Origin of the sequence: Streptomyces achromogenes subsp. achromogenes (genome assembly GCF_000720835.1) — a bacterium.
Lineage (GTDB): Bacteria > Actinomycetota > Actinomycetes > Streptomycetales > Streptomycetaceae > Streptomyces > Streptomyces achromogenes.
Genome location: NZ_JODT01000066.1, coordinates 1 through 4,969 on the forward strand (window position 1 = coordinate 1; position 4,969 = coordinate 4,969).

General features: G+C 57.3%; 2 rRNA genes. Both read left to right on the forward strand.

The annotated features are described in order from the left end of the window. Window positions 1-214 precede the first annotated feature (214 nt). A 16S ribosomal RNA gene (locus tag IH25_RS38195) occupies window positions 215-1,704 on the forward strand. Window positions 1,705-1,893: 189 nt separating this feature from the next. Beyond that, window positions 1,894-4,969 (forward strand): 23S ribosomal RNA (locus IH25_RS0136660); the annotation flags it as partial.

A 4,969-nucleotide genomic window follows, 5' to 3' on the forward strand; every position in this document is an offset into this window, starting at 1 on the left:
ACCGAAGGGAAGCGCCCGGAGGAAAGCCCGAGAGGGTGAGTACAAAGGAAGCGACCGTTCCTTGAGAACTCAACAGCGTGCCAAAAATCAACGCCAGATATGTTGATACCCCGTCTCCAGCATCTGCTGGGACGAGGTTCCTTTGAAAAAACACAGCGAGGACGCTGTGTGCGAGAGGACTATTCCTCCTCTCGCACCGCTCTCGTGGTGTACATTCACGGAGAGTTTGATCCTGGCTCAGGACGAACGCTGGCGGCGTGCTTAACACATGCAAGTCGAACGATGAACCTCCTTGGCAATCTGCCCTTCACTCTGGGACAAGCCCTGGAAACGGGGTCTAATACCGGATACGAGCCTCCAAGGCATCTTGGAGGTTGGAAAGCTCCGGCGGTGAAGGATGAGCCCGCGGCCTATCAGCTTGTTGGTGAGGTAATGGCTCACCAAGGCGACGACGGGTAGCCGGCCTGAGAGGGCGACCGGCCACACTGGGACTGAGACACGGCCCAGACTCCTACGGGAGGCAGCAGTGGGGAATATTGCACAATGGGCGAAAGCCTGATGCAGCGACGCCGCGTGAGGGATGACGGCCTTCGGGTTGTAAACCTCTTTCAGCAGGGAAGAAGCGAAAGTGACGGTACCTGCAGAAGAAGCGCCGGCTAACTACGTGCCAGCAGCCGCGGTAATACGTAGGGCGCAAGCGTTGTCCGGAATTATTGGGCGTAAAGAGCTCGTAGGCGGCTTGTCACGTCGGGTGTGAAAGCCCGGGGCTTAACCCCGGGTCTGCATTCGATACGGGCTAGCTAGAGTGTGGTAGGGGAGATCGGAATTCCTGGTGTAGCGGTGAAATGCGCAGATATCAGGAGGAACACCGGTGGCGAAGGCGGATCTCTGGGCCATTACTGACGCTGAGGAGCGAAAGCGTGGGGAGCGAACAGGATTAGATACCCTGGTAGTCCACGCCGTAAACGGTGGGAACTAGGTGTTGGCGACATTCCACGTCGTCGGTGCCGCAGCTAACGCATTAAGTTCCCCGCCTGGGGAGTACGGCCGCAAGGCTAAAACTCAAAGGAATTGACGGGGGCCCGCACAAGCAGCGGAGCATGTGGCTTAATTCGACGCAACGCGAAGAACCTTACCAAGGCTTGACATACACCGGAAAGCATTAGAGATAGTGCCCCCCTTGTGGTCGGTGTACAGGTGGTGCATGGCTGTCGTCAGCTCGTGTCGTGAGATGTTGGGTTAAGTCCCGCAACGAGCGCAACCCTTGTTCTGTGTTGCCAGCATGCCCTTCGGGGTGATGGGGACTCACAGGAGACCGCCGGGGTCAACTCGGAGGAAGGTGGGGACGACGTCAAGTCATCATGCCCCTTATGTCTTGGGCTGCACACGTGCTACAATGGCCGGTACAAAGAGCTGCGATACCGTGAGGTGGAGCGAATCTCAAAAAGCCGGTCTCAGTTCGGATTGGGGTCTGCAACTCGACCCCATGAAGTCGGAGTTGCTAGTAATCGCAGATCAGCATTGCTGCGGTGAATACGTTCCCGGGCCTTGTACACACCGCCCGTCACGTCACGAAAGTTGGTAACACCCGAAGCCGGTGGCCCAACCCCTTGTGGGAGGGAGCTGTCGAAGGTGGGACTAGCGATTGGGACGAAGTCGTAACAAGGTAGCCGTACCGGAAGGTGCGGCTGGATCACCTCCTTTCTAAGGAGCACTTCTAGGCCGCTCAGCGGTCCAGAGGCCAGTACATCAGCGAATGTCTGATGCTGGTTGCTCATGGGTGGAACGTTGATTATTCGGTCAGTTGCCGGCCCCGGTAAAGATCCGCTTCGGTGGGTTGTGACGGGTGGCTGGTCGTTGTTTGAGAACTGCACAGTGGACGCGAGCATCTGTGGCCAAGTTTTTAAGGGCGCACGGTGGATGCCTTGGCACCAGGGTCAACCAGGCTTTGATCCGGGGGTTTCCGAATGGGGAAACCCGGCAGTCGTCATGGGCTGTCACCCACTGCTGAACACATAGGCAGTGTGGAGGGAACGCGGGGAAGTGAAACATCTCAGTACCCGCAGGAAGAGAAAACAACCGTGATTCCGGGAGTAGTGGCGAGCGAAACCGGATGAGGCCAAACCGTATGCGTGTGAGACCCGGCAGGGGTTGCGTATGCGGGGTTGTGGGATCTCTCTTCCACGGTCTGCCGGCCGTGGGACGAGTCAGAAACCGTTGATGTAGGCGAAGGACATGCGAAAGGTCCGGCGTAGAGGGTAAGACCCCCGTAGTCGAAACGTCAGCGGCTCGTTTGAGAGACACCCAAGTAGCACGGGGCCCGAGAAATCCCGTGTGAATCTGGCGGGACCACCCGCTAAGCCTAAATATTCCCTGGTGACCGATAGCGGATAGTACCGTGAGGGAATGGTGAAAAGTACCGCGGGAGCGGAGTGAAATAGTACCTGAAACCGTGTGCCTACAAGCCGTGGGAGCGTCGGACATCAGCTTGCTGGTGTCTCGTGACTGCGTGCCTTTTGAAGAATGAGCCTGCGAGTTTGCGGTGTGTTGCGAGGTTAACCCGGGTGGGGAAGCCGTAGCGAAAGCGAGTCCGAATAGGGCGATTCAGTAGCACGCTCAAGACCCGAAGCGGAGTGATCTAGCCATGGGCAGGTTGAAGCGGAGGTAAGACTTCGTGGAGGACCGAACCCACCAGGGTTGAAAACCTGGGGGATGACCTGTGGTTAGGGGTGAAAGGCCAATCAAACTCCGTGATAGCTGGTTCTCCCCGAAATGCATTTAGGTGCAGCGTCGTGTGTTTCTTGCCGGAGGTAGAGCACTGGATAGGCGATGGGCCCTACCGGGTTACTGACCTTAGCCAAACTCCGAATGCCGGTAAGTGAGAGCGCGGCAGTGAGACTGTGGGGGATAAGCTCCATGGTCGAGAGGGAAACAGCCCAGAGCATCGACTAAGGCCCCTAAGCGTACGCTAAGTGGGAAAGGATGTGGAGTCGCAGAGACAACCAGGAGGTTGGCTTAGAAGCAGCCACCCTTGAAAGAGTGCGTAATAGCTCACTGGTCTAGTGATTCCGCGCCGACAATGTAGCGGGGCTCAAGCGTACCGCCGAAGTCGTGTCATTGCAGCATGTACTCCCAACGGAGGCTGTGATGGGTAGGGGAGCGTCGTCTGCCGGGTGAAGCGGCACTGGAAGGTAGTCGTGGACGGTTGACGAGTGAGAATGCAGGCATGAGTAGCGATACAAACGTGAGAAACGTTTGCGCCGATTGACTAAGGGTTCCTGGGTCAAGCTGATCTGCCCAGGGTAAGTCGGGACCTAAGGCGAGGCCGACAGGCGTAGTCGATGGATAACCGGTTGATATTCCGGTACCCGCTGTGAAGCGTCAAACATCGAGCATCGTGATGCTAAGGCCGTGAAGCCGTTCCGGACCCTTCGGGGAATGGAAAGTGGTGGAGCCGCCGAACCAAGCGGTTAGTAGGTGAGTGATGGGGTGACGCAGGAAGGTAGTCCATCCCGGGCGGTGGTTGTCCCGGGGTAAGGGTGTAGCCCGAGTGGTAGGCAAATCCGCCACTCATACAGGGTGAGACCTGATGCCGAGCCGATTGTGGTGAAGTGGATGATCCTATGCTGTCGAGAAAAGCCTCTAGCGAGTTTCATGGCGGCCCGTACCCTAAACCGACTCAGGTGGTCAGGTAGAGAATACCGAGGCGTTCGGGTGAACTATGGTTAAGGAACTCGGCAAAATGCCCCCGTAACTTCGGGAGAAGGGGGGCCACACTCGGTGATGGGCTTTACGCCTTGAGCTGGGGGTGGCCGCAGAGACCAGCGAGAAGCGACTGTTTACTAAAAACACAGGTCCGTGCGAAGCCGTAAGGCGATGTATACGGACTGACGCCTGCCCGGTGCTGGAACGTTAAGGGGACCGGTTAGCTCACTTTCGGGTGGGCGAAGCTGAGAACTTAAGCGCCAGTAAACGGCGGTGGTAACTATAACCATCCTAAGGTAGCGAAATTCCTTGTCGGGTAAGTTCCGACCTGCACGAATGGCGTAACGACTTCTCGACTGTCTCAACCATAGGCCCGGTGAAATTGCACTACGAGTAAAGATGCTCGTTTCGCGCAGCAGGACGGAAAGACCCCGGGACCTTTACTACAGTTTGATATTGGTGTTCGGTTCGGCTTGTGTAGGATAGCTGGGAGACTGTGAAGCTCGCACGCCAGTGTGGGTGGAGTCGTCGTTGAAATACCAGTCTGGTCGTGCTGGATGTCTAACCTGGGTCCGTGATCCGGATCAGGGACAGTGTCTGATGGGTAGTTTAACTGGGGCGGTTGCCTCCTAAAGGGTAACGGAGGCGCCCAAAGGTTCCCTCAGCCTGGTTGGCAATCAGGTGTTGAGTGTAAGTGCACAAGGGAGCTTGACTGTGAGACCGACGGGTCGAGCAGGGACGAAAGTCGGGACTAGTGATCCGGCGGTGGCTTGTGGAAGCGCCGTCGCTCAACGGATAAAAGGTACCCCGGGGATAACAGGCTGATCTTCCCCAAGAGTCCATATCGACGGGATGGTTTGGCACCTCGATGTCGGCTCGTCGCATCCTGGGGCTGGAGTCGGTCCCAAGGGTTGGGCTGTTCGCCCATTAAAGCGGTACGCGAGCTGGGTTTAGAACGTCGTGAGACAGTTCGGTCCCTATCCGCTGTGCGCGTAGGAGTCTTGAGAAGGGCTGTCCCTAGTACGAGAGGACCGGGACGGACGAACCTCTGGTGTGCCAGTTGTTCTGCCAAGGGCATGGCTGGTTGGCTACGTTCGGGAGGGATAACCGCTGAAAGCATCTAAGCGGGAAGCCTGCTTCGAGATGAGGACTCCCACCCACTTGATGGGGTAAGGCTCCCAGTAGACGACTGGGTTGATAGGCCGGATCTGGAAGCACGGTAACGTGTGGAGGTGACCGGTACTAATAGGCCGAGGGCTTGTCC